The organism is Azotobacter beijerinckii, assembly GCF_900110885.1.
Classification (GTDB): domain Bacteria; phylum Pseudomonadota; class Gammaproteobacteria; order Pseudomonadales; family Pseudomonadaceae; genus Azotobacter; species Azotobacter beijerinckii.
The window spans coordinates 1-2,320 of the sequence record NZ_FOFJ01000143.1 but is presented as its reverse complement, the minus strand read 5'-3'; the positions used below and the strand labels follow the sequence as shown (position 1 = coordinate 2,320).

The following is a 2,320-nucleotide window of genomic DNA, read 5'->3' as shown; positions in this document are numbered from 1 at the left end:
CGGCCCGCCTACCCGCTGGCCGCCATGCTGCGCGTGCACCTGATGCAGAACTGGTTCGGCTACAGCGATCCGGCGATGGAGGAAGCGCTGTACGAGATGCCCCTGCTGCGCCAGTTCGCCGGCCTGGGTCTGGAGCGCCTCCCGGACGAGACGACCATCCTCAACTTCCGCCGCTTGCTGGAGAAGCACGCACTGGCCGGCGGAATGCTGGAGGTGATCAACGGCTACCTGGGCGAGCGCGGGCTGTCGCTGCGCCAGGGCACCATCGTCGACGCCACCCTGATCCATGCGCCGAGCTCGACGAAGAACCAGGACGGCAAGCGCGACCCGGAAATGCACTCGACGAAGAAGGGCAACCAGTACTGTGTGTCACGAACACAGGTCAAATGACCTGTGATGCTGTACCGAAGATGGAAGTAGGCCTTCCGAAGTCGGCTTGCAGGAGCGGGCTTCAAACCACCCGGTGCTGCTGCATCCAAAAGGTGTGGTGGTGAGCGACCGAGGAAAAGTCATTCCCCGAGGATGGCAGGTGAGTATGGAGAAGATGAGCGAAAGCAAACCGTCCGATGACGCATCGTTATGCCCAAAGGTGCTGTCGAAACTGAGGTTGAGTATTGGCTTCAGGACGAGTCGGGACGTTACCTGCTTACAGACCCGACGGCAGCCGGTGTATAGGCGGCATGATCTCCATACAGGCTTGGGTACGGAACGTGAGAACCTTGTTCCAGATGCGAAGGAAAATGACAAATGGCCAACACCATGAGGAAGAATACCGATGCTGGAACGAGGGGCGGAGCCTCCCGTAGTAGCGATGAAGCCTCTGTAATGGAGGTGGAGCGAAGGGGCGGCGTTATCCTGCCGACGAGCGCCGCCAACCGTCGGGGATGAACGGCGTGAGCTCGGCGAAACCTTATGACATAGCGAAGCGCACGGTATGGGAAGCCTACCAGCAGGTCAGGGCCAACCGCGGTGCTGCCGGCATCGACGATGAAACCATCGCCGATTTCGAGCGGGACCTGTCGAAGAATCTCTACAAGCTGTGGAATCGGATGTCGTCGGGGTCGTACTTCCCGCCACCGGTCAAGCAGGTAGAGATTCCCAAGGCATCGGGAGGCACGCGCAAGCTGGGAGTGCCCACGGTCGGTGACCGTGTCGCGCAAACCGTGGTCAAGCTTCTCATCGAGCCGGAGCTGGACTCGATCTTCCATCCGGACTCCTATGGGTACCGGCCAGGGCGATCAGCGAAGCATGCGGTGGCGATCACGCGTGAACGCTGCTGGCGATACGACTGGGTGGTGGAGTTTGATATCAAGGCAGCTTTCGATCACATCGATCATGGGCTGCTGATGAAGGCGGTGCGCGCGCGCATCAAGGAGGACTGGATTCTTCTGTACATCGAGCGGTGGCTGGTTGCGCCGTTCGAAACGGCGGATGGCGCGCGCGTTCCACGCGAGCGTGGCACCCCGCAAGGAGGGGTGATCAGTCAGATCTTGATGAACCTGTTCATGCATTACGTTTTCGACACCTGGATGCAACGCACCAGCCCTAACTGCCCGTTTGCCCGCTACGCCGATGATGCGGTGGTGCATTGCCGCAGTCGGAAACAAGCGGAGTTCGTGATGCGGTCCATTGCCTCACGGCTGGCTGCCTGTGGGTTGATGATGCACCCAGGGAAATCGAAGGTCGTGTACTGCAAGGACAGTAACCGTGGCGCAGACCATCCGCATGTGAGCTTTACCTTCCTTGGTTTCACCTTTAGGCCGAGGAAGGCACTCAGCAAACAGGGCAGGCTTTTCACGAGCTTCCTTCCGGGAGCGAGCGCGGATGCCTTGAAGCGGATGCGGCAAGCGGTGCGCAGGTGGCGACTCAATCGCCAAACCCACGTGACGCTGGCCGACGTGGCTCGGCTCTACAATCCGGTGATACAGGGGTGGTGGCACTACTATGGCTCGTTCTATCGGACGTCCATGCTTGGCATCTTCCAGCACATTGATCGCGCACTTGAACGCTGGGCCCGACGAAAGTACAAGGCCCTTCACAGGCGCAAGCGGCGCATTAGCCAATGGCTGGACAAGATGCGGACGGTGGCATCCCGGCTGTTCCATCACTGGCGAGTGGCTGGGCAGCAAGGTTGGATAACGGGAGCCGTATGACGCGAGAGTGTCACGTACGGTTCTGCGAGCGGCTGTGGGGGCAGTTCCTGCGGTCGACTCACCACTTCGGCATGAAGGCGCATATCGGCGTCGATGCCGAGTCGGGCCTGGTGCATCACGTGGTGGGCACGGCGGCCAACGTGGCGGATGTCACCCAGGTCGACAAG

The 2,320-nt window shown here is 60.6% G+C and carries 1 protein-coding gene and 2 pseudogenes; all 3 read left to right on the top strand.

All coding sequences use genetic code 11. The annotated features are described in order from the left end of the window. Positions 1-363, top strand: a pseudogene (locus tag BMY22_RS23170) (IS5 family transposase); the annotation flags it as partial. A 521-nt stretch (positions 364-884) separates the two neighbouring features. Beyond that, positions 885-2,153, top strand: a complete 1,269-nt coding sequence (gene ltrA / locus BMY22_RS23160) for a group II intron reverse transcriptase/maturase (protein WP_090625671.1) — start codon at positions 885-887, stop codon at positions 2,151-2,153. Between the two features lie 59 nt (positions 2,154-2,212). Continuing rightward, positions 2,213-2,320: pseudogene (locus BMY22_RS23155) on the top strand (transposase); the annotation flags it as partial.